Source organism: Kitasatospora saccharophila, from assembly GCF_039529925.1.
GTDB lineage: Bacteria > Actinomycetota > Actinomycetes > Streptomycetales > Streptomycetaceae > Kitasatospora > Kitasatospora saccharophila.
Genome location: NZ_BAAANS010000029.1, coordinates 21,588 through 47,303, shown reverse-complemented (window position 1 = coordinate 47,303; position 25,716 = coordinate 21,588). Strand labels below are relative to the sequence as shown.

Annotated in this window: 23 protein-coding genes; 11 read left to right on the top strand and 12 right to left on the bottom strand. The window is 74.3% G+C overall.

Annotated elements, in window-relative coordinates; translation table 11 throughout:
* Positions 1–107: 107 nt before the first annotated feature.
* From ABD345_RS21590 to ABD345_RS21565, 6 genes are all read right to left on the bottom strand, one after another.
* Positions 108–734 carry a GNAT family N-acetyltransferase gene (locus ABD345_RS21590; protein WP_344554182.1) on the bottom strand — a complete coding sequence of 209 codons (627 nt, stop codon included), beginning with the start codon at positions 732–734 and terminating at the stop codon, positions 108–110.
* Positions 731–1,222: a MogA/MoaB family molybdenum cofactor biosynthesis protein gene (locus tag ABD345_RS21585; protein WP_344554115.1), complete on the bottom strand. Its 492-nt coding sequence runs from the start codon at positions 1,220–1,222 to the stop codon at positions 731–733. The genes ABD345_RS21590 and ABD345_RS21585 overlap by 4 nt, the downstream gene beginning before the upstream one ends.
* Positions 1,219–1,656, bottom strand: coding sequence for a cyclic pyranopterin monophosphate synthase MoaC (gene moaC / locus ABD345_RS21580; RefSeq protein WP_344554180.1), 438 nt, complete (start codon positions 1,654–1,656; stop codon positions 1,219–1,221). The genes ABD345_RS21585 and moaC overlap by 4 nt, the downstream gene beginning before the upstream one ends.
* 116 nt (positions 1,657–1,772) lie before the next feature.
* On the bottom strand, positions 1,773–3,086 hold the full coding sequence (gene glp, locus ABD345_RS21575) for a molybdotransferase-like divisome protein Glp (RefSeq protein WP_344554114.1): 1,314 nt from the start codon (positions 3,084–3,086) through the stop codon (positions 1,773–1,775).
* A 25-nt stretch (positions 3,087–3,111) separates the two neighbouring features.
* Complete coding sequence (galU, locus tag ABD345_RS21570; protein WP_344554112.1) at positions 3,112–4,032, bottom strand: UTP--glucose-1-phosphate uridylyltransferase GalU; 921 nt, start codon at positions 4,030–4,032, stop codon at positions 3,112–3,114.
* A gap of 57 nt (positions 4,033–4,089) precedes the next feature.
* Positions 4,090–4,929, bottom strand: a complete 840-nt coding sequence (locus tag ABD345_RS21565) for a GGDEF domain-containing protein (protein WP_344554110.1) — start codon at positions 4,927–4,929, stop codon at positions 4,090–4,092.
* 63 nt (positions 4,930–4,992) lie between these two features.
* On the opposite strand from ABD345_RS21565, the gene ABD345_RS21560 reads away from it, so the two are divergent.
* A complete protein-coding gene (locus ABD345_RS21560; RefSeq protein WP_344554109.1) occupies positions 4,993–5,580 on the top strand; it encodes a 5-formyltetrahydrofolate cyclo-ligase in 588 nt (195 codons plus the stop codon).
* A 185-nt stretch (positions 5,581–5,765) separates the two neighbouring features.
* Here ABD345_RS21560 and ABD345_RS21555 read toward each other — a convergent pair whose 3' ends face one another.
* Positions 5,766–8,507 (bottom strand): penicillin acylase family protein, encoded by a 2,742-nt coding sequence (locus tag ABD345_RS21555; RefSeq protein ID WP_344554108.1) that lies wholly within the window; start codon positions 8,505–8,507, stop codon positions 5,766–5,768.
* Positions 8,508–8,723: 216 nt separating this feature from the next.
* On the opposite strand from ABD345_RS21555, the gene ABD345_RS21550 reads away from it, so the two are divergent.
* From ABD345_RS21550 to mscL, 5 genes are all read left to right on the top strand, one after another.
* Entirely contained in the window at positions 8,724–10,259 is a 1,536-nt protein-coding gene (locus ABD345_RS21550; protein ID WP_344554106.1) for a potassium/proton antiporter, read from the top strand.
* 181 nt (positions 10,260–10,440) lie between these two features.
* Positions 10,441–11,739, top strand: a complete 1,299-nt coding sequence (locus ABD345_RS21545; protein WP_344554105.1) for an MFS transporter — start codon at positions 10,441–10,443, stop codon at positions 11,737–11,739.
* Positions 11,740–11,833: 94 nt separating this feature from the next.
* The gene (locus tag ABD345_RS21540) at positions 11,834–12,145 is read left to right on the top strand and encodes an FmdB family zinc ribbon protein (protein ID WP_344554104.1); all 312 of its coding nucleotides are present in this window, start codon (positions 11,834–11,836) and stop codon (positions 12,143–12,145) included.
* A 303-nt stretch (positions 12,146–12,448) separates the two neighbouring features.
* On the top strand, positions 12,449–12,709 hold the full coding sequence (locus ABD345_RS21535; protein ID WP_344554102.1) for a hypothetical protein: 261 nt from the start codon (positions 12,449–12,451) through the stop codon (positions 12,707–12,709).
* A gap of 48 nt (positions 12,710–12,757) precedes the next feature.
* Positions 12,758–13,174 carry a large conductance mechanosensitive channel protein MscL gene (mscL, locus tag ABD345_RS21530; RefSeq protein ID WP_344554101.1) on the top strand — a complete coding sequence of 139 codons (417 nt, stop codon included), beginning with the start codon at positions 12,758–12,760 and terminating at the stop codon, positions 13,172–13,174.
* A gap of 14 nt (positions 13,175–13,188) precedes the next feature.
* Here the strand turns inward: mscL and ABD345_RS21525 are convergent, their stop codons facing one another.
* Both ABD345_RS21525 and ABD345_RS21520 read right to left on the bottom strand, forming a co-directional pair.
* Entirely contained in the window at positions 13,189–13,395 is a 207-nt protein-coding gene (locus ABD345_RS21525; protein ID WP_344554100.1) for a hypothetical protein, read from the bottom strand.
* 42 nt (positions 13,396–13,437) lie between these two features.
* Entirely contained in the window at positions 13,438–14,409 is a 972-nt protein-coding gene (locus tag ABD345_RS21520; RefSeq protein ID WP_344554099.1) for a sigma-70 family RNA polymerase sigma factor, read from the bottom strand.
* A gap of 322 nt (positions 14,410–14,731) precedes the next feature.
* Between ABD345_RS21520 and ABD345_RS21515 the strand changes: the two genes are divergently transcribed.
* Positions 14,732–15,613, top strand: coding sequence for a phosphatase PAP2 family protein (locus ABD345_RS21515; RefSeq protein WP_344554098.1), 882 nt, complete (start codon positions 14,732–14,734; stop codon positions 15,611–15,613).
* A 304-nt stretch (positions 15,614–15,917) separates the two neighbouring features.
* Positions 15,918–18,071 (top strand): murein biosynthesis integral membrane protein MurJ, encoded by a 2,154-nt coding sequence (murJ, locus tag ABD345_RS21510; protein WP_344554096.1) that lies wholly within the window; start codon positions 15,918–15,920, stop codon positions 18,069–18,071.
* Between the two features lie 787 nt (positions 18,072–18,858).
* Here the strand turns inward: murJ and ABD345_RS21505 are convergent.
* Positions 18,859–19,875: a LuxR C-terminal-related transcriptional regulator gene (locus tag ABD345_RS21505; protein ID WP_344554095.1), complete on the bottom strand. Its 1,017-nt coding sequence runs from the start codon at positions 19,873–19,875 to the stop codon at positions 18,859–18,861.
* Positions 19,876–20,149: 274 nt separating this feature from the next.
* Here ABD345_RS21505 and ABD345_RS21500 point away from each other — a divergent pair, with 274 nt between their 5' ends.
* The 3 genes from ABD345_RS21500 (at position 20,150) to ABD345_RS21490 (ending at position 21,762) form a co-directional block, all read left to right on the top strand.
* Positions 20,150–20,494: a hypothetical protein gene (locus ABD345_RS21500; protein ID WP_344554094.1), complete on the top strand. Its 345-nt coding sequence runs from the start codon at positions 20,150–20,152 to the stop codon at positions 20,492–20,494.
* Between the two features lie 313 nt (positions 20,495–20,807).
* Positions 20,808–21,041 (top strand): hypothetical protein, encoded by a 234-nt coding sequence (locus tag ABD345_RS21495; RefSeq protein ID WP_344554092.1) that lies wholly within the window; start codon positions 20,808–20,810, stop codon positions 21,039–21,041.
* Positions 21,042–21,069: 28 nt separating this feature from the next.
* A complete protein-coding gene (locus tag ABD345_RS21490; protein ID WP_344554091.1) occupies positions 21,070–21,762 on the top strand; it encodes a response regulator transcription factor in 693 nt (230 codons plus the stop codon).
* Positions 21,763–21,847: 85 nt separating this feature from the next.
* Here ABD345_RS21490 and ABD345_RS21485 read toward each other — a convergent pair whose 3' ends face one another.
* Positions 21,848–23,374 (bottom strand): SagB family peptide dehydrogenase, encoded by a 1,527-nt coding sequence (locus tag ABD345_RS21485; protein ID WP_344554090.1) that lies wholly within the window; start codon positions 23,372–23,374, stop codon positions 21,848–21,850.
* 53 nt (positions 23,375–23,427) lie between these two features.
* Positions 23,428–25,692 (bottom strand): TOMM precursor leader peptide-binding protein, encoded by a 2,265-nt coding sequence (locus tag ABD345_RS21480; protein WP_344554089.1) that lies wholly within the window; start codon positions 25,690–25,692, stop codon positions 23,428–23,430.
* Positions 25,693–25,716 lie beyond the last annotated feature (24 nt).

The following is a 25,716-nucleotide window of genomic DNA, read 5'->3' as shown; positions in this document are numbered from 1 at the left end:
GCGCGGCGTGTCGTGTGATCAAGCTGATTCTCAGACTATTTTGCCGGTATTTGTGACGGCTCGACACGACTCCGATGCCATATCGATATCTACATTCGAACACACATTCAATTCTCTTGCGGCGGTCGGTTCCTGAGTTCCTGCCAGCGCCGCAGCAGCCCGTCGGTGGCCTCCTCGGCGGTCAGCGCGTACACCAGGTGGTCGCGCCAGTCGCCGTCGATGTGCAGGTAGCGGGGGCGCATCCCCTCCGCGCGGAAGCCGAGCTTCTCCACCACCCGGCGGCTGGGCCGGTTCTCGGGGCGGATGCACACCTCGATCCGGTGCAGGCCCAGGTCCCGGAAGCAGTGGTCGACGGCGAGCGCCACGGCGGTGGGCATGATGCCGCGGCCGGCCACCGCCTCGTCCACCCAGTAGCCGACGTTGGCGGAGCACATCGAGCCCCAGGTGATCCCGCCGACCGTCAACTGGCCCACCAGGCGGCCCCGGTGGAGCACCACGAAGGGCAGCATCCGGCCCGCGCCGGCCTCGGCCCGCAGGTAGCGGACCATCTGCCGGTAGGTGGGCCGGGGCAGCGGGGCCCGGCCGGCCGGGGCGGGCGGGACGGTGGCCTCCCAGCGGCGCAGCCAGTCCCGGTTGCGGCGGCTGACCTCCTGCCACTCGGCCTGGTCGCGGCGGCGGATCGGCCGCAGCACCACGTCCCCCTCGGCCAGTTCGACCGGCCAGGGCGCGTTCAGTGCGCACCGCCCGCGGGTCGCGGGTGGTCGCCGCCGGCCAACTGGTCGACGGCGTGCGGCAGCAGCGGGGCGAGCACGGCCAGGCCGTCGCGGACGCCGCCGGTGGAGCCGGGCAGGTTGACGACCAGGGTGCGTCCGGCCAGGCCGGCCAGGCCGCGGGAGAGCGCCGAGGTGGGCACCTGCTCCCGGCCGTGCGCGCGGATCGCCTCGGGGATGCCGGGGACCTGCCGGTCGATCACCCGGGCGGTCATCTCGGGCGTGAGGTCCTGCGGGGAGATGCCGGTGCCGCCGGTGGTGAGCACCACGTCGTACCCGGCGGCGACGGCCGCGCGCAGCGCCGCCTCGACCGGTTCGCCGTCCGGGACGACCTGCGGGCCGTCGGTCTCGAAGCCCATCGCGCGCAGTCCGGCGACCAGCAGCGGGCCGCCCCGGTCCTCGTACACGCCGGCCGCGGCCCGGTTGGAGACGGTGACGGCGAGCGCCCTCACTTGGCCTCCTCCCGGTGCCAGTCGCCGCTCTTGCCGCCGGTCTTGCTGAGCACCCGGACGTCCTCGATCGCGGCGGCCTTGTCGACGGCCTTGACCATGTCGATGACGGTGAGCGCGGCGGTGGCGACGGCGGTCAGCGCCTCCATCTCGACGCCGGTGCGGTCGGCGGTGCGGACGGTGGCGGTGATCTCGACGGCGGTGTCGGTGACGGCCAGTTCGACGGTGGTGCCGGTGAGCGCGATGGGGTGGCAGAGCGGGATCAGCTCGGGCGTCCGCTTGGCGCCCATGATCCCGGCGATCCGGGCCACCGCGAGGGCGTCGCCCTTGGGAACGCCCTCGCCGCGCAGCAGTTCGACCACCCGGGGGGCGACCCGGACGCGGCCGGCCGCCACCGCGACCCGGGTGGTGGCGGCCTTCTCGGAGACGTCGACCATCCGGGCGGCGCCGGTGTGGTCGACGTGGGTGAGGCGGTCGCCGGGGGGTGTGTCGGTCACGAGTGGGCTCCAGTGGCACGGTGCGAATCTCGCGCTACCGTACAACCCCGCCCCGGTCAGTCCGTGAGAAGGACCACATCGACGGCGCTCCCGGCGGGCAGCGCGGTCGCGTCCTCGGGCACCGTGATCAGGCAGTCGGCCCGGGCCAGCGCACCGACCAGGTGCGAACCCTCGCCGCCGACCGGGGAGACGGTGCCGTCCGCCGGGTGGTACCGGCCGCGCAGGAACTGCCGCCGCCCGGCCGGGGAGCGCAGCGCGGCGGTGGTCGCCGCCCGCACCACCGGGCGGTGCACGTCGGGGGCGCCGAGCATGGTGCGGATCACCGGGCGGACGAACAGCTCGAAGGAGATGTACGCGCTGACCGGGTTGCCGGGCAGCGCGAGCAGCGGCACGCCGGGGCCCGCGCCGACCCGGCCGAAGCCCTGCGGCTTGCCGGGCTGCATCCGCAGCCGCCGGAAGTCGACGCCGCCGTAGTCGGCGAACACCTCCTTGACCACGTCGTACGCGCCGACCGAGACGCCGCCGCTGGTGACGATCAGGTCGGCCCGGCCGAGCTGGTCCTCCAGCACGGCGCGCAGCGTCTCGGCCTCGTCGGGGACGCCGCCGACCCGGAAGGCGACGGCGCCGGCCGCGATCGCGGCGGCGGTCAGGGTGAAGGAGTTGGAGTCGTGGATCCGGCCCGGCCCGGCCGGCTCGCCGGGCTGGACGAGCTCGCTGCCGGTGGAGAGCACCACCACCCGGGGGCGGGGGGCGACCCGGACGGTGCCGCGGCCGATCGCGGCGAGCAGGCCGAGCTGGGTGGGGCCGAGCACGGTGCCGGCCTCCAGCACGGTGTCGCCCGCGGTGACGTCGCTGCCCCGGCGGCGGATGTGCGCGCCCTCGGCGACCGGGCGCAGCACCCGGACCTCCTCGTCCGCGACGGGGGCGCCCATCGCGTCGGCGGCCAGCCCGGTGCCGGTGCCGCCGTCGGTCCACTCGACCGGGGCGACCGCCTCGGCGCCGGGCGGGACGGGGGCGCCGGTCATGATCCGGGCGGCCTGGCCGGGGCCCACCTTGGGCAGTTCGGCGGCGCCGGCCGCGATGTCGCCGACCACGGCGAGCACCGACGGGTACTGCCCGGTGGCGCGCACGGTGTCGGCGGTGCGCAGCGCGTAGCCGTCCATCGAGCTGTTGTCGAAGGGCGGCAGGTCGGCGCCGGCCCGCACGTCCTCGGCGAGCCGGCAGCCCTGGGCGTCCAGCAGTTGCAGTTCGATGGGCGGCAGCGGGGCGACCGCGGCGAGGACGTCGGCGAGGTGCTCGTCGACGGTCCACAGGCGCGGCGAGGCCGGGGAGCCGGCCCCCTCGCAGCAGGGGTCGTGCTTCCCGGTCATCGCCTCACGCTCCTTCGCTGGTGGGTCAGTCCTGCATCTCGGTGGCGACGAACTCCCGCAGCCAGCCGCGGAACTCGGGGCCGAGGTCGTCGCGTTCGGCGGCCAGCCGGACGATCGCCCGCAGGTAGTCGGCCCGGTCGCCGGTGTCGTAGCGGCGGCCCTTGAACAGCACGCCGTGCACCGGGCCGCCGTCGGCCTCGCCGCGGGTGGCCAGTTCGCGCAGCGCGTCGGTCAGCTGGATCTCGCCGCCGCGGCCGGGCGGGGTCTCGCGCAGCACGTCGAAGACCGCCGGGTCGAGGACGTAGCGGCCGATGACGGCGTAGTTGGAGGGGGCGTCGGCGGTGTCGGGCTTCTCCACCAGGTCGGTGACCTGGAAGACGTCCGGGCCGAAGTCGGTGGCCTTGACGGCGGCGCAGCCGTACAGGTGGATCTGCGCGGGGTCGACCTCCATCAACGCGACGACGGAGCCGCCGAGTTCCTGCTGCACCTCGATCATCCGGGCCAGCAGCGGGTCGCGCGGGTCGATCAGGTCGTCGCCCAGCAGGACGGCGAACGGCTGTCCCGCGACGTGCTGTTCGGCGACCGAGACGGCGTGGCCGAGGCCCTTGGGGTCGCCCTGGCGGACGTAGTGCATGCTGGCGAGCTGCACGGACTCCTGCACCCGGCGCAGCCGCTCCTGGTCGCCCTTGCGGCTGAGCAGTTCCTCCAGCTCGTAGGCCCGGTCGAAGTGGTCCTCCAGAGCACGCTTGTTGCGTCCGGTGACCATCAGTATGTCGGACAGGCCCGCGGCGGAAGCCTCCTCCACGACGTACTGGATGGCCGGCTTGTCGACGACCGGCAGCATCTCCTTCGGCGTGGCCTTCGTGGCGGGGAGGAACCTGGTGCCGAGACCGGCGGCCGGGACGACTGCCTTGGTGACCGGCTGGCGGGCGTGCTTGTTCGTCATGCGTCGACCTTACTAAGGCGGGCGTTCCACTCGGCTGAGAGCGGAGTGAATCGATGATTAGGGCCTGTCACCGATCGGGCCCGGACCGACGGTGGTCGCGTGCGGGGTGAGGGAGGCCCCGCCGGGGCCGGAAGACACCCTACCCGCCGACGGTGCGGCGCCCGGACCGGCCAACTCGGCCGGGAGCTGCTCGGTGGAGCGCCAGCAGTCCCCGCCGGCGGCCCGGGCGGCGGCCAGCGCCCGGTCCGCGGCCCGCAGCAGCAGGGCCGCGTGGGCGCCGTCCCGGGGCTGCACGGCCAGGCCGACGGAGGCGGTCAGGCCGCTGCGCTCGCCCGGGTCGGCGCTCTCACCGGGGTGACGGTCGGTCAGGCGGTGGCGGCGCACCGACCAGCAGAGCCGCTCGGCGACCTGCGCGGCGCCCTCCGGGCCGGTGTCCGGCAGCAGGACCAGGAAGTCCTCCCCGCCGTATCGCCCCAGCGTGTCACAGCCGCGGATCTCCATCGCCAGCCGCTGGGCGAGGTCCCGGAGCATCGCGTTGGCGCGGGCCCGGCCGTGCTCGGCGACCACCGCGTCGAAGCCCGCCACCTCCACCAGCAGCACCGACAGCGGGCGGGGGTCGATCGCGGTGGCCTCGGCCCGGCGGGCGCGTTCGATCTCGCGGTCCAGGGTCAGCTGGAGGTGCCGGTAGTTCCACACCCCGGTCAGCGGGTCGCAGGAGGCGGTGCGCACCAGCTCGTCGCGTTCCTCCGTCAGTTCCGCGATCTTCGCCAGAAGTTCCGACTCCCGGGCGCCGTGCTCGGCCCGGCACCTGCGACGGCGCAGCGCGAGGACGCCGGCGGCGGCCGGAACGGCCGCGCCGAACGCGGCCACGGCCTGGAGCAGGAACGGGGTGGACATGCGGCGGCCTCGGCGTGTCAGGCTCGTGTCAGTGCACGTGACGGAGCTGAAGGGAATCGAACGGTGACTGCGGATCGGTTGTCCAACGACAAGACGGCGCTGAGGTCACGGCTGCTCGCCGAACGACGGGCGCTCGGCGCCCCGGAGCGCGCCGCCGCGGCCGGAGCCCTGGCCCGGCGCGCCACCGCGCTGGTGCCGCCGGGCGGCACCGTCGCCGCGTACGTCTCGGTCGGCGCGGAACCTGGCACCCGCCCGCTGCTGCGCGCCCTCGCCGGCGCGGGCGTCCGGGTGCTGCTGCCGGTGCTGCTGCCCGACAACGACCTGGACTGGGCCCCGTACGAGGACGACGAGCACCTCGCCCCCGCCGCCCTCGGCCTGCTCGAACCCACCGCCCCCCGGCTCGGCCCGGACGCCGTCCTCGGCGCGGACGTCGTCCTGCTCCCCGGCCTGGCCGTGGACCGGCACGGCGTCCGGCTCGGCCGCGGCGGCGGCTCCTACGACCGCGTCCTGGCCCGCCTGGCCCGCGAGGGCGCGCGGCCCCTGCTGGCGACGCTCCTCTACCCGACCGAGGTCCTCCCCGCGGTGCCGGCCGAACCGCACGACCTGCCGGTGCACGCGGTGGTGACCCCGGAGGGCGTGACGCGCTTCTGACCCCGGGGGCTCGGGGGACGGCGAGCCCCGGTCTGCTGACGGTTCACTGCCGCCCAGCGCATCTGCTTCTGGTTCTCTTAAAGACACGCAGCAGCACGAACCTCCGATGGGCTCCGGCCACCAGCAGCACGGACTCGCCGTTCCCCGAGCCCCTGGTTTGTTCCCCCTTCGCGTGCCGAAAGCTTTCAGTTGGTGAGGGTCAGGGTGTTCTTGCCGGCCTTGGTGACCGCGTCCTTGGTGTAGGCCCAGGGCAGGAGTTGGCCGGAGGCCCAGAGGGAGGTCTGGTCGTTGTAGTTGGGGTGGAAGGCGTGGCCGGAGGCGCCGCCGACGTTGATCCAGCGGGAGGAGTCGAAGTCGCTGAGGTCGACGACCATCCGCATGGAGGGGATCCAGTCGACGTCGTAGCCGGCGGCGGCGTTCCAGCCGGTGGCGTCGACGGCGGCGCTGCCGCCGGAGAGCTTGTAGGGGCCGCGGTTGAGGAGCTTGTGGACCAGGCCGGAGGCGATCGAGGAGTCGTCGCTGCCGAGGGTGGGCTCCTGCAGGGTGAGCTGGTGCAGGCGGCCCCAGCTCCAGGTGGAGATGTCCTTGCTGAGGCGCGAGGTGAGGTCCTGGCGGGCGTCCTTGAGCGCTTCGGCGAGCAGGTTGTCGAGGCCGTGCTGCTGCTGGTGGTCGGAGTCGATGTAGTCCCACCAGGGCGACTTCGGGTCGGTGAGCTGCTGGCGGACGACCTCCATCCAGCGGTCGCCGCCGTCCGGCTGGGCCTGCGAGGGCTTGCGGGTGCCGCACTCGGTGACGGCCTGCGCGGCGCCGCCGAGCGCGTCGTCGGGCAGGGTGTTGTCGCGCTTCTGGCGCACCAGCAGGCAGTCGCCCTCGACCCGGAGGTCGGCGGGGAACTTCTGGCCGAAGGAGAGGGTGAGCAGGGCCCGCCAGACGCCGTTGTAGTAGGCGGCGGCCGCGGAGTCGGCGTCCTGGTGGTAGTTCCAGTCCTTGAGGAGGTCCTGGGCCTCGCGCACGTAGGGGTCGTCGATCTTGACCTTGAGCAGCAGCGGGACGAGTTCCTGGGCCATCACGCTGGTGTTGTCGAGCTGGATGGACTGCATGTCGTCCAGCGAGATCTTGCCGCCGTTCTTCAGCTTGCCCTGGATCTGGTCGGTGATCTCCTTGGCGCGGGTGCCGTACTCCCAGTCGGTGGTGAGCAGCGGCTTGTAGTTCTGGTCGACGACGGCCTGGTTGGCCGTGACGATGTAGCCCTCCGGCGGGTTGTACGCGTAGGGCAGCGACTTGAACGGCAGGTAGGCGGTCTTCCAGGCGTACGCGGACTCCCAGCCGGGGGCGGGGTAGCGGCCGTCGCCCTTGCCGCGGACCGGGATCAGGCCGGGGGCCTGGTAGCCGATGTTGCCCTTGGTGTCGGCGTACAGCAGGTTCTGCGCGGGGACGGCGAAGTCCTTGGCGGCGGCCCGGAAGGAGGCGAAGTCGGTGGCCCGGTCGAGTTCGAAGACGGCGTCCATGGTGTTGCCGGGGACGAGCGCGGTCCAGCGCAGCGCGACGCCGTAGCCGGCCGCCCGGTCGGGGGCGGCGTTGCCGGCGGGGGCGTACTGGCCGACCTTCTGGTCCTCGGAGGACTGGTCGGAGATCAGCGGCATGCCGTCCTGGGTGGTGCGGACGGTGATGGTGCGGTCGTCGCCGCCGGCCACCTTGATGGTCTCCTTGCGGACGGTGAACTTCACGTCCTTGCCGTCGAGGAGGTAGGTGTCCGGGCCGGTGACCTTCTCCAGGTACAGGTCGGTGACGTCGGCGCCGAGGTTGGTGAAGCCCCAGGCGATGTCCTTGTTGTGGCCGATGACCACGCCGGGCATGCCCGCGAAGGTGTAGCCGGCGGTGTCGTAGGCGCAGGTCGGCGAGACGGCGCGGCAGTGCAGGCCCATCTGGTACCAGATGGACGGCATGCCGGGGCCGAGGTGCGGGTCGTTGGCCAGCATCGGCTTGCCGGTGGTGGTGTTGGTGCCGGACACCACCCAGGAGTTGGAGCCGATGCCCTGCCCCTGCGGGCCGAGCAGCTGCGGCAGCGCGGACACCTTGTCGGACAGGTCGCCGACCAGGGCCTGGGTGGCGGCCCGGGCCTGGGCGCTGGCGGCGGGGGCGGCGGAGCCGGTCACCGGGGGCACCGTGGTGCCCTCGCCGGGGGTGTAGGTGCCGTCGGCGGAGAGCTTGCCGGTCTTGACGATGGTGCCGTTGCGGTCGTACGGGTACTCGGGGTAGAGCTGCTCGATCTGCTCGGTGCTGAAGTCCTGGGTGAGCAGCGAGCGGTCGATCTCCTCCTGCATGTTGCCGGACAGGCTCCAGGCCATCGCCTTGAGCCAGGCGACGGAGTCGACCGGGTCCCACTTCTCGGGCTGGTAGCCGGAGTTGACGGTGCCGAGCAGCGCGTACTCCAGCGAGGCGCCGGCGCCGCCGGGGTGCTCGTCGAGCCAGGCGTTGACGCCCTCGGTGTAGGCGGTCAGGTTGCGCTTGGTGTCCTCGGACAGGACGGTGTCCCACTCCTTCTGGGCCACCTGGCGCCAGCCCATGGTGCGCAGGAAGGTGTCGTTCTCGACCGAGGAGGAGCCGAACATCTCGGAGAGCCGGCCGGCGGTGATGTGCCGGCGGACGTCCATCTCCCAGAACCGGTCCTGGGCCTGGACGTAGCCCTGGGCCCGGAACAGGTCGGCGTCGGTGTCGGCGTACAGCTGCGGGATGCCCTTGTCGTCGCGGACCACGTCCACCGGGGCGGACATGCCGGCCACCTTGACGCTGCCGCTCACCTGCGGGAAGGAGGAGCGGACGGTGTCCACCGCCCACCAGCCGCCGCCGATCAGACCCGCGATCAGCAGCACGGCGAGCAGGATCATGATCAGACGTGCGCGCCGGAACTTCTTCGAGCGGGGCATCCGAGTCCTTGTATGAGGGAGCGTGCGACCGTGACAGGTCACCACATTAGGGCGAGCGTCCCGGCGGCCGTGCACGGGGGACACCGGCGGCGGTTCGACGCTCCGCAGGACCTTACCGGGCGGGGACGGGTGCAGGGGCTAGCGTAAAGATCAAGTAAAATGTTAGGATGGGTAACGATCCGTCAGTCGCCCCCTCCCTGCCCGAGGTGCCCCTGCGTGACCGTTGACCACCTGAACACCCTGCTGCTCGAGTCCGCCGTGATCCTGCTGTTCGCCGTGGTGGCGGTGCGGATCTCCACCCGCTCGGGGCTGCCCTCGCTGCTGATCTACCTCGGCATCGGCGTCGCCCTCGGCCAGAACGGCATCGGCATAAGCTTCAACAACGCCGAACTCACCCAGGTGATGGGCTACGCCGCCCTGGTGGTCATCCTCGCCGAGGGCGGGCTCAAGACCAGCTGGCGGGCCATCAAGCCGGTGGTCCCGGCCGCCGCCGTGCTGGCCACCCTGGGCGTCGCGGTCTCGGTCTTCGTCACCGCCGCCGGCGCGCACTGGCTGGTCGGCCTGGAGTGGCGCACCGCGCTGCTGCTCGGCGCGATCGTCTCCTCCACCGACGCCGCGGCGGTCTTCTCGGTGCTGCGGATGGTGCCGCTGCCGCAGCGGCTGACCGGCCTGCTGGAGGCCGAGTCCGGCTTCAACGACGCGCCCGTGGTGATCCTGGTGGTCGCCTTCGCCGGCACCGGCGAGCTCGACCCCTGGTACGTGCTGGTCGGCACCATCGTCGTCGAGCTGGCGATCGGCGCGGCCGTCGGCTACGCGGTCGGCAAGCTCGGCGCCTACGCGGTGCGCCGGGTCGCGCTGCCCTCCTCCGGCCTGTACCCGATCGCGGTGCTGGCGCTGATCGTGCTCGCCTACGCGGGCGGCGCGCTGCTGCACGCCTCCGGCTTCCTGGCCGCGTACATCGCCTCGGTGATCCTCGGGAACTCCAAGCTGCCGCACGGCCCGGCGGTGCGCGGCTTCGCGGACGGGCTGGCCTGGATCGGGCAGATCGGCATGTTCGTGCTGCTCGGCCTGCTGGTCACGCCCGCCAGCATGGGCTCGGCGGTGGTGCCCGGACTGGTGGCCGGCACGGTGCTGGTGTTCGTCGCCCGGCCGCTGTCGGTGCTGCTGACCATGACGCCGTTCCGGGTGCCCTGGCAGGAGCAGGCGCTGCTGTCCTGGGCCGGGCTGCGCGGCGCGGTGCCGATCGTGCTCGCCACCATCCCGCTGGTGACCGGCGCGACCGACGCCCAGCAGCTGTTCAACGTGGTCTTCGTCCTGGTCGTGGTCTTCACCCTGCTCCAGGGCCCGACCCTGCCGCTGGTCGCCAAGTGGCTGAAGATCGGCGAGGGCGACATCGGACAGGACCTCGGCATCGAGTCCGCGCCGCTGGAGAAGCTGCACGGCCACCTGCTCTCCGTCCAGCTCGCCCCCGGCTCCCGGATGTCCGGCGTCGAGGTCTCCGAGCTGCGCCTGCCCACCGGCGCCGCCGTCACCCTGGTGGTCCGCGAGGGCTCCAGCTTCGTCCCGGACAAGATGACCGTGCTGCGCGAGGGCGACGAACTGCTGGTGGTCACCACCGACGAGGTCTCCGGGGCCGCCGAGCGCCGGCTGCGCGCCGTCGACCGCGGCGGCAAGCTCGCCGGGTGGCTGCACAACGCGGAGGCACCGCCGACCGGCACCCGGCCTTCCAACCCCAGGAAGAAGACCGGCTGAACGCTTGAACCGAAGGCGAAACGCCCTGATATACGCTTGTACATTCTGATCAACCCGGATTTTCCACATCTGCCTGATGCAGAGTCGGCGCGACGGCCCCGGTCGGCGCGCGAGAGGACGACCCTCGGCGCCCGGCCGGTCCCACCCGCGCGGCGCTACCAGGCAGCAGAGAGGACCGACCGTGGCGGCTCGCCGACCGGTCGACGACACCACCCCCCACGGCACCGGCTACGGCGCGCTGCTGCGCACCCCCCGCGCCTGGACCTTCCTGCTCCCCGCCCTGGTCGCCCGGCTCCCGTACGCCATGCTCAGCCTGGGCATCGTGCTGCTGGTGCACGACACCACCGACTCCTACGGCCTGGCCGGCGCGGTCGCCGCGGCCGCCGCCGTCTCCCAGGCCCTGGTCGGCCCGCAGACCGGCCGGCTCGCCGACCGCCACGGCCAGGCCGCCGTCCTGGTGCCCGCCGTGCTCGTGCACGCCTGCGCGGTCGCCGCGCTGATCGTGCTGGCCCGCTCCGACGCCCCCGACTGGACGCTGTTCCTGGCCGCCGCCCCGGCCGGCGCCTCGGTGCCGCAGGTCGGCGCGATGGTCCGGGCCCGCTGGGTGCACCGGCTGGCCGAGCGGCCCGCCCTGATGAACACCGCCTTCGCCTTCGAGTCCGTCACCGACGAGTTCACCTTCGTGATCGGCCCGATGCTGGCCACCGGCATCGCCACCCTGGTCGACCCGGCCGCCGGGCTCACCGCCGAGGCCACCCTCACCCTGCTCGGCGGCCTGGCCTTCGCCGCCCGCCGGGACACCGCGCCCGCGCCCACCGGCCCCGCCGCCCCGGGCGTCCGGCGCGCCTCCGCGCTCTCCTCCCCCGGCGTGCGCCTGCTGGCCGGGGCCTTCCTCGGCCTGGGCACCGTCTTCGGCACCCTGCAGGTCTCGATCACCGCCTTCGCCGAGGACGCCGGCTCCGGCGGGCTCAGCGGCCTGGTCTACGGCCTGTTCGCGACCGGCTCGATGGTGGCGGGCGTGCTCTACGGGCTCGTCCCGTGGCGCAGCAGCGCCCGGCGGCGGATGGTGGTCTGCTACGCGCTGCTGGTGCTCGGCTGCTCCACGCTGTGGGCGATGCCCAACCTGGTCGCGCTGACCGTGGCGGGCCTGTTCTGCGGCCTGGCCATCGCGCCCACCCTGATCACCGGCTTCACCCTGGTGGAGACCCTGGTCGCGGACGGCGCCAAGACCGAGGCGTTCACCTGGCTGACCGGCTCGATCGGCCTGGGCCTGGCGCTCGGCTCCACCGCCGCCGGGCAGTTGATCGACCGCTCCGGGCCCTCGCTCGGCTTCACCGTCGCGCTCGCCGGCTCCGGCCTCGGCCTGGTGGCGCTCGTCACGATGCGCCGCCTGCTGCTCTCCCCGGCGCCCGCGCCCCGTACCGTGGCACGGGGCGGCGTCGCCCGCGAGGAGGCGGTCGGCGCGGCCCGCCGCGGCTGAGCCGCTGGACTCCACCAGCGGAATGCCGCATCATGGACCGTCGTTAGCACTCATAGCGTGAGAGTGCCAGGGGGAGTGCAGGAGGAAGCGGAAAGTGCCCACGTACCAGTACCAGTGCACCGAGTGCGGCAACGGCCTCGAGGCGGTGCAGAAGTTCAGCGACGACGCGCTGACCACGTGCCCCGACTGCCAGGGGAAGCTGCGCAAGGTCTTCTCGGCCGTGGGCGTGGTCTTCAAGGGCTCCGGCTTCTACCGCACCGACAGCCGCTCCAGCTCCAGCAGCTCGGTGAGCGGTTCGTCCTCCTCGACGGCCTCGTCCTCCTCGACCTCGACGGGGTCCTCGACCCCGTCGTCCTCGACCAGCGGCTCCAGCAGCTCCTCCGGCTCCGCGTCCACCGCGAGCTGACCCCGCTTCCCCGCGGAGCCCCCGTCCGGCCGTTGCCGGGCGGGGGCTCCGTGCCGTTCCGGGGCGGGTTCCGCCGCGCTCCGGGGCGGGTTACGCGGGTTCCTCCGGACGGCGGGCGGGGGCGGGTCACGGGCGGGGGGCCGGACGGCCCAGCGGTTCACCCCCGCGGGTGAAGGGGGTTTTCCACAGGGCCGGGTTTTCCACAGGCTGGGGAAGTCCGCGGCCGGGCTCCGGCGGGCGGGCGCAGGATGGCGGTCGCGACCCCGTCCGGGGCCGTGGAGAACCGTCGGAAGGCCCGCTGCCGTGACCTCCTCCGTACTGCCCCCGCTGCCCGCCGCGCTCGTCCCGCCGCGCCGCGAAGTGCCCGATTTCCCGCCGATCCGCGGCACCGCGCCCTGCCGCCACCGCTTGCGCGGCGCGCTGCGCCGGCGCCCGGGCCGGTTCGCCGCAGGGTGCCTGGTGCTGGCGGCCGCGCTGCTCTGCGGCCCGCCGCGGGGCGCTCCGCCGCCGCCCGGCCGGGCCCCCGCCGGGGCGGTCGGCTGCCCGCCGGCGTCAACCCGTTGACGCCGGATTCACCCGTGACCTCAGGGGGCGTCCGCCGTTCGACGCGGCATGAAAGGCTTCAAGGAATTCCTGCTCCGCGGAAACGTGGTGGACCTGGCCGTCGCCGTCGTCATCGGCGCGGCCTTCACCACCGTCATCAACGCGTTCGTCAAGGGCGTGATCAACCCGCTGGTCGGCGTGTTCGGCACCAAGGACCTGTCCGCCTACAAGTCCTGCCTCAAGGGCCCCTGCGAGATGGACGCCGCGGGGAACGTCACCTCGGGCGTCTACATCCTCTGGGGCTCGGTGCTCAGTGCCGCGCTCACCTTCCTGATCACCGCGGCCGTCGTCTACTTCCTGCTGATCCTGCCGATGAACCACTACCTGCGGAAGCGCAAGACCGCGGAGGAGGAAGCCCTGGAGGCCGAGGAGATGGAGGTCCAACTGCTCACCGAGATCCGCGACGCGCTGGTGCGCCGCGGCTGATCCCCGCTCCCCCGCTACTTCTCCCCGTGGTGCGGGGGCCGCTGGCTGCGGTACCAGTCGAGCCCCCGCTCCCCCGAGGCGTCGCCCCAACCGCGGTCGGTGTCGTCGGAGGTCTGCTGCTCGAACGGGTCCTTGAAGACCAGTCGGCGCCGGGGAGCGGGCTCGGGCCGGGGCTCGGACGCGGGTCGGGGCTCGGGCTGCTGTTCGTCCGGGGAGGTCATGCCTCCACTGTAGGACCGGCGCGGGCCCCGACGGCCCGGGTGCTACGCGGCCTCGAAGCCCGCGTGGTCGGCGATCTTCTTCAGCTCGGCGAGGGCGTGCTTCTCGATCTGGCGGATCCGCTCGCGGGTGAGGCCGTGCTGCTTGCCGACCTCGGTCAGCGTCCGCTCGCGGCCGTCCTCCATCCCGTAGCGGCTGCGGATGATCGAGGCGGTGCGGTCGTCGAGGCGGCCGATCAGGTCGTCCAGCTCCTCGCGGCGCAGCATCACCATGACCGCGTCCTCCGGGGAGACCGCGCCGGTGTCCTCCACCAGGTCGCCGAACTGGGTCTCGCCCTCGTCGTCGACCGACATGTTGAGGCTGACCGGGTCGCGGGCCCAGTCCAGGACGTCCTTGACCCGCTGCTCCGTGCTGTCCAGCTCGGCGGCGATCTCGGCGGGCTCGGGCTCGCGGCCCAGCTCCTTGGCCTTCTCCCGCTGGACCCGGCGGATCCGGCCCAGCTCCTCGACCAGGTGGACGGGGAGGCGGATGGTGCGGGACTGGTCGGCGATGGAGCGGGTGATCGCCTGGCGGATCCACCACGTCGCGTAGGTGGAGAACTTGAAGCCCTTGGAGTAGTCGAACTTCTCCACCGCGCGGACCAGGCCGGCGTTGCCCTCCTGGATCAGGTCGAGCAGCGGGAGGCCGCTGCGCGGGTAGCGGCGGGCGACGGCGACGACCAGGCGCAGGTTCGAACGGATGAAGACGTCCTTGGCGCGCTCGGCGTCGTCCGCTATCGCCCGCAGCTCCTCGGTGCTGACGCCGTCGAGGGACTCCTCCTCGTCGAGCAGGTGCTGGGCGAAGACCCCGGCCTCGATCCGCAGGGACAGCTCGACCTCCTCCGCGGCATCGAGCAGGGGCGTCCTGGCGATCTCGTCGAGGTACATGCCGACCAGGTCGCGGTCGGCTTCGAGGTTGGTCGGGCGGGCGGTGCGAGTCCGATCGGCCCTGTCGCGTACGACGGCACGGGTGGCCATGCTTGCTCCCTCACTGACGCTGCCGGGGGCGCTCCGTTCCGCCACTCGGCACAACCGTGTGGGCCGTTCGTGGCTCACACGTAACGATCCAACGCACAGAAATCGGACAACATTCCCAAGTGGCTCAGTTTTCCACCGGCGATGCAGTATCCTGCCGATTTTCATCCGATCGGTACACGCAGCGTGACGCGCCCCGCACGGCGTGCTCCCCGGAACCGGCACCGAACCGGCGCGGAGCCTTCGCGGCATATCCGCACAACCGATGCCGAATCGCTATCGCCCCAGCGCCGGTTCGCCGCCTGCCGCTGGGAAGGTGTCTGTCATGCACCAGTCCGCCGACCACGACTCCCGAGCGGCCACCGGGCGCCCGGGCGGCGGTCGGCGCACCGGCCCGCCGACGGCCCGTCCTCCGGTACAACGCACGGGGGCGCTCCGTTGTGCCTGGCCGGCCCTGGCGGGCGCGCTGGTGTTCGCGGTGCTGCTGGTCCTGGTCCGGGCCGACTGGGCGCCGCTGGTCCGGTTCGACCAGGGCTGGGCCGCGCTGCTGCACCGGTACGCGCTGCGGCACCCGGTCTGGACGGCCGCCCTGCAGACGCTGGCCGACCTGGGCGCGCCCTGGGTGATGCGGACCCTGCTCGGGGCGGTCGCGGTGTGGCTGTGGGCGCTGGGCGCCCGCTGGCTGGCGGGCTGGGCGGCGACGGCCGCGCTGCTGGCCTGGGCCGCCGACGCCGCGGGGCGGGCGCTGATCGGCCGCCCCGGACCGCACTTCGCCGACCAGCTGGCCCCGGACGCCGGAGCCTCCTTCCCGTCCGGCCCCGCGCTGGCCTCGACGGTCACCTGCGGGGTGCTGCTGGCGCTGGCCTGGCCGCGCACCGGACGGCCGGGGCGGGCGGCGGCGGGCGGCGCCGCGGCGCTGGCCGTGCTGGCGGTGGGCTGGACCAGGATCGCGCTGGGCGCGCACTGGCCGAGCGACGTGCTGGCGGCCTGGGCGGTGGCACCGGTGGCGCTGGCCGCCCCGGCGCTGGTGGTGGGCCTGTGGCGGCCGGGCCGGCTCCGCCGGGACGTCCGGCTGCTGCGCCTGCGGACCCGGCCGCGGGTGCAGCGGGTGCTGGCGCCACCGCTGCCGCCGGTCGGGACGGGCGGGCAGGGCGGGCCGGTGGAGGGCGTACCGCCGGTCACGGAGCGCGATCCGGGCCGTTCCTGACGGGCCGTGAGCAACGTCACACCCGGTCGCCCGCCTCCTCCCCCCGGGGGAACCGCGCGGCCAGCATTCCGCGTGTTTCCGGGCGCAAACGACGCTCCCCGGCGGGTGCGGCAAGGCCACCGGGCACCGGTGCGACCCGGTCGAACACCCCGCCGGTCGGCACCCGACTCCCCATCGGGTGCCGAAGTGGGGCAGACTTCTGCGGCTGGTGCACCCTGCAACCGGCAGGCGGAGTCCGGACCAGCGCCGACTCACCGCACTCACCCACGCAAAGCCGGACGGGCACCGATCGACGGGGGGTCCGATGACCATGCACACCGCGGACGGCCCCACCGACCCGTACCAACCGCAGGGCGGCCCCTACCAGCAGCCGCAGCACCAGCCGCAGCAGCAGGCGCACCGGCAGCAGCCGGGCGAGCCGTACGGGCAGCCGCAGCACCACCAACCGCACCAGCAGCAGCCGCAGTACCCGCAGGGCGACCCGTACGGGCAGCAGTCGGCCGGGTGGCCGGGGCAGGACCAGCCGACCATGCAGCTCGGCCGGATCCCGGCCGAGGCGTTCGAGCAGCCCGGCTGGTCGCCGTACGCCCCGGAACGGCCGGTGCCGCCGCCGCGGGTGAGCGAGGAGCAGGCGGCCGAGCCCGCGAAGCCCGCCGCGGCCAAGCCCGCCGCCTCCACCGGCCGCAACGGCCTGATCATGGCGCTGGGCTCGCTGGCCTCCCGGGCGCTGGGCTTCGTGCGCAGCGCGGTGATCGTGGCGGCGCTGGCCACCGGCCCGGCCGGTGACGCGTTCAACGTGGCGAACTCGCTGCCGAACATCGTCTACATGATGCTGCTCGGCGGCGTGCTGGCCTCGGTGTTCGTGCCGGAGCTGGTGCACGCGATGCAGACCCACCAGGACGGCGGCCAGGCGTACAGCGACCGGCTGCTCACCCTGTGCGGGGTGATCCTGGTGCTGCTGACGGTCGGCGCCTGGCTGTTCGCCCCGCAGATCGTCGACTTCTACTCCGGGGCCGACGACCCCGTGCAGCGCCAACTGGCGATCACCTTCGCCCGGTACTGCCTGCCGCAGATCCTCTTCTACGGCGTGTTCACCCTGCTCGGACAGGTGCTGAACGCCCGCGACCGGTTCGGCGCCATGATGTGGACGCCGGTGCTGAACAACGTGGTCGCGATCGCCGTGTTCGGCGGCTACCTGGCGATGGGCAAGCACGCGTACGAGGCGAACGAGGTGAGCGGCGGGGACGCGATGCTGCTGGGCCTCGGCTCCACCCTCGGCATCATGGTGCAGGCGCTCGCGCTGCTGCCCTCGCTGCGCTCGGCCCGCTTCAGCTACCGCCCGCGCTTCGACTGGCGCGGCGCGGGCCTGACCCGGCCGCTGCGCGCGGCCGGCTGGGCGCTGGCCCTGGTGCTGGCCACCCAGCTGTCCTTCGCGGTGATCACCAGCCTGAGCACCAGCGCGGGCACCGCGGCGAAGGACGCGGGCATCCTGGGCGGGCGCGGCTTCTCCGCCTACAACAACGCCTACGCGCTGTTCGTCGTCCCGCAGGGCGTGATCACGGTGTCGCTGGTGACGGCGCTGCTGCCGACCATGTCCCGGGCCGCGACGGCCGGCGACTACCGGAAGATCGGCGAGGACCTGTCGGGCGTGCTGCGCTCCTCGGCGGCGATGGTGGTCACCGCGGCGGTGCTGTTCTTCGCACTGGGCTCGCAGATCGCGATGGCCGCGTACGGCTACGGCTCCGGGGCGCACGTGCACGACGACGCGATGGTGGTCGGCCTGCTGCTGATGGCCTTCGCGGTCGGCCTGCCGGCGTTCTGCGCCCAGTACGGCCTGGCCCGCGGCTTCTACGCGATGGGCGACGCCCGGACGCCGTTCTGGCTGACCCTGATCTCCACCGGCACCAACGCGGCGCTGTGCTGGGTGGCGTACGAGACGCTGCCGCTGCGCTACAAGGTGATCGGCATGGCGGTGGCGCACACCGTGGCGGCCACCCTGTCGGCGGTGGTGACCGGCGTGGCGCTGGGCCGCCGACTGGCGAAGGGCGCCCCGCCCGCGACGGTGCCCGCCCCGCGGCGGGAGGCGCCGGGCGGGAACCCGGACGCCACGATGGTGCTGCGCACCGACTCCTTCGCGCCGGGCGCGAACGCCACCGTGGACCTGGGCGTGCGACGGCACGGCAGCGGGCTGGAGGGCGGCCGGCTGGTGGTCCTGCACCTGGGCCTGATCCTGGCGTGCCTCCCGGGCGCGCTGGCCGCGCACTGGCTGGCGGGGCGGTTCGGCGCGGGGCTGTTCGGCAGCCTGGCGGGCCTGGCGGCGGGCGCGCTGGCCGTGCTGGTCTCGCTGTTCGTCCTGGCCCGCCCGCTGGGCGTGGGCGCCTCGGTGGCACCGTTCGCCCGCAAGCTGCGCATCCCGTACCCGACCCCGGCGCCGACCAACGGCAAGCACCGCCGCTGAAACCGCCTGCGGCGGGCTCCGGGGCGGAGGGCCACCGCACCGGACGGCGACGGCAACCGCCTACGGCGCCCCGGACGGCGGGCAACCTTGGCAGAGCGCCTGCGGCGGGCTGCGGAGGCGGAGGGCCGCCGACGGGCCACCGCACCGGGCGGCGACGGCGACCGCCTGCGGCGGGGCCGCAACGACGACGGACCAGCAAGACAGTCAGCGCCGGAACCGCCTGCGGCGATCACCGGACGGCGGGCAACCTTGGCAGAGCGCCTGCGGCGGGCCGCAGGGGCGGAGGACTGCCAAAGCGGCGACGGCAACGGACAGCGGCACCGGAACCGCCTGTGGCGAGCACCGGCCCCCCGAACCGCCTGCGGCGAGCCTCGGACGGCGGGCGACCGTGGCGAAGCGCCTGCGGCGGAGGCGGAGGCGGAGGACTGCCGGCGGGCCACCGCGCCGGGCGACGACGGCGACCGCCTGCGGCGAGCCTCGGACGGCGGGCGACCGTGGCGGAGCGCCTGCGGCGGGCTGCGGAGGCGGAGGACTGCCGGCGGGCCACCGCGCCGGGCGGCGACGGCGACCGCCTGCGGCGGGGCCGCAGCGACGACGGGCCGGCAGGACAGCCAGCGCCGGAACCGCCTGCCGCGAGCACCGGCCCCCGGAACCGCCTGCGGCGAGCCTGGAGGACGGGCCGCAGCAGCGACGGAGGGCAGGACGAGCCGCGCCGGAACCGCCTGCGGCGTGCCGCGGGTTGTCTGGCGGCCTGGTGCGGGGGTGCGGGGAGGGGCCCGCCGGGGGGCTAGGCGGGGGCGTCTTCGGCGGTCTCCAGCCAGCCGAGGGCGGCGACCTGGATGCCGGCCTGGAAGCGGCTGCGGGCGTCCATCCGGACCATCAGGTCGGCCATCATCCGGCGGACGGTGCGCAGGGAGACGCCCAGGCGCTGGCCGGCGCGTTCGTCGGTGAGTCCTTCGGCGAGGAGGCGGAGCAGTTCGCGTTCCTGGCCGGTGAGGCCGCGCAGGTCGCGCTGGGGGCTCTCGCCGAGCGGGCGGGCGTGATCCCAGACCTGGTCGAAGAGGGCGCGCAGGGCGGCGACCACGCCGGGGCTCTGGAGGAGGACGGCGCCCTTGCGGGGGTCGTCGGGGTCGATCGGGACGATGGCGGTGGCGTTGTCGACCACGATCATGCGCAGCGGCAGGGTGGGGGTGGTGCGGACGGCGCCGCCGAGGCCGTGCAGCCAGCGGGCGTACTGGACGGTGGCGGGGTCGTTGCGGACGCTGTCCTGGTAGACGGTGCGCATCCGGACGCCGCGTTCCAGGGTCTCCTGGTCGAGGGCGCGGCTGGCTTCCATGACGGGGGCGGGCTGCGGGCCGCCGGGGGCGAAGGAGAGCACTTCGACGGTGGCGTCGGAGGCGAGCTGGATCAGCCGGTCGCGGACCTGGTCGAGGCTGGCGAGCATCTCGATGCCGCGCTGCCCGTCGGTGCCGGGGGCGTGGATGCTGGCGTACTCGGCGATCAGTCCGGCCATCGCGGCCCGGCTGCGTTCGGCCTCGCGCTGGCGGCGGGCCTCCTCGGCCTCCTGGTGGGCGAGGAGGGCGGCGAGGCCGCGTTCGGGGTTGACGGCGCGCCAGCGGGTGCCGCAGCTGGCGGGGCGGGTGAGGGCGAGGTCGGCGAGCCGGTCGAGGGCTTCGCCGACCTCGGCCTCGGTGGAGTCGAGGTGTCCGGCCAGGCCACCGGTGTCGAGGTCGGGGTGCAGCAGCATGGCGCGGTAGACCGCCTCGCCGAACGCGTCGAGCCCGATCGGGCCGCCGGCGGTCAACAGTCGGTCCGTCGTGCGTCCGGCCGGGTGCCCGTTCTCGTGGTTCTGCCCATGTCGACCTCCAGCGCGCAGGTGCCGCGCACCCCCCGGATTCCTGCTGACCGGGCGTCAGACTAACGCTGTCCGGACGGTGGGGAGAACTGGCTTGCGGAGATTCTGTCGCACTGGTGGGCGAGGCGTGAAGAGCGCCCGGGAACTGTCATATTCGTGCCAGGCGGGGATCTGACACCGGTGGCGGCCCCCGGATCGGCCCGCGGTTTGCCACGCTGGACGGATGTACGCCATCCGCCTGGAGCTGGTTCCGCCGCCCGTGGAGGACGGCTGCCCGGAGACCGCGGGGGCCGCTCCGGTGCGGACGGCGCTGCTGCGGCTGCGGCTGGACGGGGCCCGGGTGTGCCACGCCCGGGTGCGGGCCGTGCGGCTGCGGGCGGGCGTGGACGGGCTGGCGGCGGTGTGCTTCCTGACCGCGTCCTCGCTGCTGGCGGCGGAGTTGGCGCTGCGGGCGGGTGCGGCGCGGCTGGTGGGGCCGGACGGGCCGCTGGCGGGCTGGTCGGTGGAGCGCTGCGAGGCGGACCCGTGGATCGCGCTGGGGCTGTGGCAGGACAGCGCCCGGAGCTGACCGGGCGTCGGGTGCCGGAGGCGGGGGCGGGGGCGGGAGCTGTCCTCAGGGTGTCACGGCACTCTGGTGCCAGCTCCGGCTACTGACACGGAGGTGCCACCGGGAGCACTCTCGTTGTTGTCGGCAGGACGACGGAGCGGGAACCGCGGCAGCAGCCCCCGGCGGGGGACGCGGAGCGCACCGGAGACCTGACGGCGGCTCACACCACACTCCCCGGTGGCAGCCCGGGGATCAGCCGAACGCGAGAGGACCGGGCACTCCCATGTCGCTGAACATTCGAATTGTCGCGATTGCCGTACTTGGCGCTCTGACCGTGGGTGGCGTCGCCACCGCCGCCGAACTGGCCGGGCCGGCCCGGCCGGGCGCCGTGGTCACCGCCGACGGGGTGGTCCTGGACGGCCCGGGGCAGCCCGCCGACGCGGGGGCCCAGGCGATCGTGATCGGCCCCGGCGTCTCCGACCCGACCCCCGTCCCCTCCGGCAGCCCGACCCCGACCACCAGCCCGAGCGGTGGCGCGCAGGAGTCCGGTACCTGGGGCTGGGGCTGACCGGGCCGGGACGGGCGGAGGCGCGCGGATGACGACCGCACTGGAACGCCCGCTGGGGCAGCGGGTCATGACGCACCGGTTCCCGTCCGCGGAGCCGGCGGCCACGGACTCGACCCGGGTGCTGCTGGCCGACGGGCACCACCTGTTCCGCTCGGGCCTGGGGGCCCTGCTGGACCGGGAGGAGGACCTCGCGGTGGTCGCCGAGGCGGCCGGCGGCGAGGAGGCCGCCGCGGCGGCGGCCCGGGTGCGGCCCGCGGTGGCGGTGCTGGGCCTGGACCCGGAGCAGCCGGACGGGCCGGGGCCGGCCCGGCAGGTGCAGCAGGCGGCGCCGGGCACGGCGGTGCTGCTGCTGGTCCCGGCGCTGCCGCGGACGGCGGAGTCCCGGCGGGCCCTGGTGGAGGGCGCGGCCGGGGTGCTGCTGAAGGACGTGCAGGCGCCGGCGCTGATCGCGGCGGTGCGCGAACTGGCCCGCGGCGGCCGGGTGTACGACCCGCGGCTGGTGCTGGACGTGGTGCGGTCCGGGCAGGCCGGGCCGCTGAGCCGCCGGGAGCTGGCGGTGCTGGGCGAGATCGCCGAGGGCAGCACGGTGCGGGAGGCGGCCGCGGCGCTGTCGCTCTCGCCGGGGACGGTGCGCAACTACGTCTCGGCGGCGATCGCCAAGACCAGGGCCCGCAACCGCTGCGACGCGATCCGGATCGCCCGCGAGTGCGGCTGGCTGTAGGGCGGTTGAGGAAACGCAGGCTCGCCGACGACCCGTCAGATTCCCGCTGACGGGTCGCAGGCGTGCGCGTGTCCGAAAAGGGCCGTCAGAAGTTCTCGCCGAAGCCCTCCCCGGCGCGGGCGGCGTCCACCACGTCCGCGAAGCCGTGCGCGGTGCGCGGCACCCCGGCCGGGCGGCTGCCGATCAGGAACTCGCCGACCGAGGATTCGGCCGTCCAGTCCAGGCCGAGCGCCCGGGCGGCGGCGTCGGTGTCGCCGGAGCCGAGGCCGCAGGGGGCCAGGCCCATGGCGGTGGCCACCAGGTAGAGCGTCTGGTAGAGCACGCCGACGTGCTTGAGGGTCAGCGCGTAGGCGATCTGGCTGTACTTCCAGGAGAGCCGGCCGAACCGGCTGGTGACGGTGAGCAGCACCTGCGGGTCGACGGTGCAGGCGGTGGCGCGCCAGGCGGCGGTGACGAGTTCGCTGAACGCGGCCTCCTCGCCGGGGTGTTGGAACGGGCGGGGGCGCAGCCGGTGGGCGGCGGCGTCGTAGCGGTAGACGCCGGGCTCCAGGCCGACGCACTTGACCACCGAGAGGTAGACCTCCAGTTCGCCGGTGGCGCCGCCGGCCGGGTAGGGGCGTTCGACGCCGTCGTAGCCGTGCGGGTCGGCGGGGTCGCCGGGGATGACCCGGCGGACCCGGGCCACCCGGTAGAGCAGTTCGGCGAGTTGGTCGAGGGTGACGGGGGTGTCGGCGTACGTGCGCACCGAGCGGCGGCCTTCCAGGACCTCGCTGAGCGCGGGGTCGCGGGCGACCACGGTGTCCCAGTCGGGGACGGGCAGGTCGATGCCCTCGCCCTCCTCGCGGGCGCCGGGGGCGGAGACCGCGGGCAGTTGCGGGACGTCCTGGTGGGCGAAGACGCCGCCGGTGGGGTAGTCGTGCCGGCCGGGGCGGCTGCGGGCGTGGAACAGCAGGTCGTGGAAGTCCCAGAGCGGGGCCTCGGAGCCCTGTCCGGCGTCCAGGAAGCCGCCGCCGGCCAGCAGTCCGGCCAGGGCCTCGCCCTCGCCGGGGCTCATTCCGGCGAGCAGGGCGGCCTCCTCGGCGGTGCGGGAGGTGCTGAGGGCGGCCACGAAGGCGCCGGCGGCGGCCTGGTGCAGGGTGAGCCGGAACGGTGCCATCGGCGATTCGAGGACGCAGCTCTCGCCGTCCTGGCCCTGGCCGTCCGGCAGCCGGCGCAGGTAGGCGAACCGGGAGAGCACCAACCGGCCGGTGGGGCGGGCGAATCCGGGCAGGGCGGCGGAGCGGGCGATCGGGACGGCGGTGGCCAGCGGGGTGCCGAGCGGGTCGGCGACGGTGGTGGTGACCAGGTACGGGAAGCGTTCGAGCAGTTTGAGCAGCCGGACGTGGTCGAGGCTCAGCAGGTCGAGGTCGGCGTCGGCGCGGGTGAGGTCGAGCAGCGCGGCGACGGTGCGCTCGCCGAGGGCGTGGACGCGCTGGCGGCCCCACGGGTGGGCGAGTTCGACGTCGGCGCCCTGGGCGGTGACCTCGACCTCGGGGCGCAGTCTCAGCAGGCGGCGGAGCGGGCGGTGGCCCCCGGTGGCGGGGGCGGGCGGCAGGGTTTCGATGACGGTCATGGGTACCTCCCCGGAGGGGCGGGGCAGCCGGGCCCGGCTGCCCCGCGCGTCGGTCAGATGAAGATGGGGATCGGGTTGAGCTCGCTCTCCGGGGTCGGGGTGTCCAGCCAGCCGAGCCGGACCGGGACGTCGTAGAGCCGGCCGGGCGCGAACCTGGCCCAGAAGTGCCGCATGCCGGGGACGATCACCCGGGCGACGGGCAGTCCCACGTCGGGGCGGGTCTGGTCGGCGACCAGGAACTCCATGCCGCGGTCCTCGACGATCTTCTGGACGAGGGCGAGGTCGTCGGCGAGGTCGGGGCCCGCGAGCGGGAGCCAGCTGGCGGGGGTGGAGCGCGGGGCGCGCGGGTCGGGCAGCAGGTAGGGCTGGTTGGCGACGGTGGCGGTGGTCCACCAGGCCTTCTGCTCGGGGTCGGCGCCCGCGTAGCTGACCCTGCCGTGCTCGTCGCCGGCGACCGGGCCGAGGAACTGGTTCATCTCGGTGAGGGCGCGGGTGAGCGCGATGTGCGGGTCGAGGTGGGCGCCGAACGCGATCAGCACGTCCTCGTTGGTGCCGTTGCTCCCGGCGTCGAGCCGGCGGGAGAAGGCGCCGACGACGGGGATGCCGAAGTCGGCGGTCAGGTCGAGCGCCCAGATCTCCCGGCGCAGGCCGCGGTAGACCTCGCGGAGCTGGTCGACGTACGGGTCGCCGAAGGCGTCCAGGTCGACGGCGGGGCGCTGGACGCGGTTGTACCACCACAGGGCGACGGCGTCCCGTTCGACGAGTTCCAGGAAGCCCTGCAGGACGGCGTCCTCGAAGGAGGTGCCGGCCGCGCAGCCGTTGGAGTCGCCCGCGGCGTAGAACCGGCCGGCGTGCCGGTAGCCGTAGTACATCGCCTGGGTGGGCAGCCAGCGGTGCCGCTGCTCGGTGAGCGACCAGGCCGGGGACCACTCGATCGGGTCGTCGGTGCGGAACGGCACCGGGACGACGTTGAACATCGACTGCTTGACGTTCCAGCGGTCGCGTTCGGCGTACTGCTTGGCGGAGTAGAGCAGGGTGCGCCCGGGGTGGATCGCGGCGTCGCCGAGTTCGGCGAAGGTCGCGGTGCGGCGGGCCTCGTCGCCCTGGAAGACGCCGGAGAAGCGCTCCATCGCCTCGCCGAGCGCGGAGGCCCGGGCCTGCACGTCGGTGCGGCCCTTGCCGCAGGAGACCGAGCGCAGGCCGGTGCGCAGCTGCTTGAGGTCGCCGCTCTGCCGGGACAGGTTCTGCCCGGAGACGTAGACCCGCAGGCCGGTGGGGGTGCGGGCGGCGGGGACGAGGGTGGTGACCACGCCGGTGACCGGGCTGAGCTGGGGGCGGTACTTCTCCAGCATGTCCTCGGGCGAGGCGGAGCGGTGGCCGCCGTCGGCGGTGAACGCCTTGGGGCGGGACTCGAAGCGGACGGGCGCCAGCTGGCGCAGCGTCATCATCGCGTCGTCGCCGCAGGAGGGGCACTGCGGGCGGCGGACCAGGACGTGCTTCTCGCTCTCCAGCAGCACGGTGTCCAGGGTGGTGACGGCGGGCTGCGGCGGGCGGGCGCCGGCCAGCCACTTGGCGGTCTCCAGCGCGGCGAGCTGGGTGCCCAGGGCCAGGGTGGCGGGCAGGTGGGCGCCGGCGGTGGAGATCGGCTGGTCCTGGCCGAGCCGGTGCTGCAGGTAGCTGAGCGACTGCCGGTTGGCGGAGAGCCGGTGCGCCAGGCACTCCCAGCAGCCGGAGCCGTCGACGCCGGGGGTGTCGGGGCTGAAGACCGGGCCGACCCAGACGATCGAGCCGACCGGGCGGGCCAGCAGCCAGGGGCGGCCGTCGGCGAGGGCCTGCCGGTTGCGTTCGGCCAGGCCGGGGTGGAGGTAGTCCTCGGTGAGCGCGACGGTGAACTCGGCGTCCTGGTCGACGGTGACGCCGGCGGCGGCCAGGGCGGCCAGGAACGGCGCGGGGTCGAGGTCGCCGTGCACCTCGATCCGGACGGTGGCGGCGCGCAGCGCGGTCATCGCGGTGTCGCCGTCCTGCCCGGCCATCTCGAAGAAGGCCGCGCCGGGGCGGTCGGTGGCCGGGTCGGCGGCGGTGACCCAGCCGCCGGCCCGCAGCTTGTCGACGCCGGCCCGCAGCTTGTCGGCGGGGACGACGCCGTCCAGGGCGGCGCCGATCTGCTCGGCGGTGCGGGTGCCGTCCAGCAGCGGGGCGAGGGCTTGGGCGAGCGTGCCGTCGACCACCGAGACGCCGCGCTCGGAGACCAGGTAGACGGCCTCGCCGTCGACCACGTACGGGGTGAAGTGGCGTTTGAAGCCGATGAGTTCGGACATGGCGGGTACTCCTCGAAGCGGCGC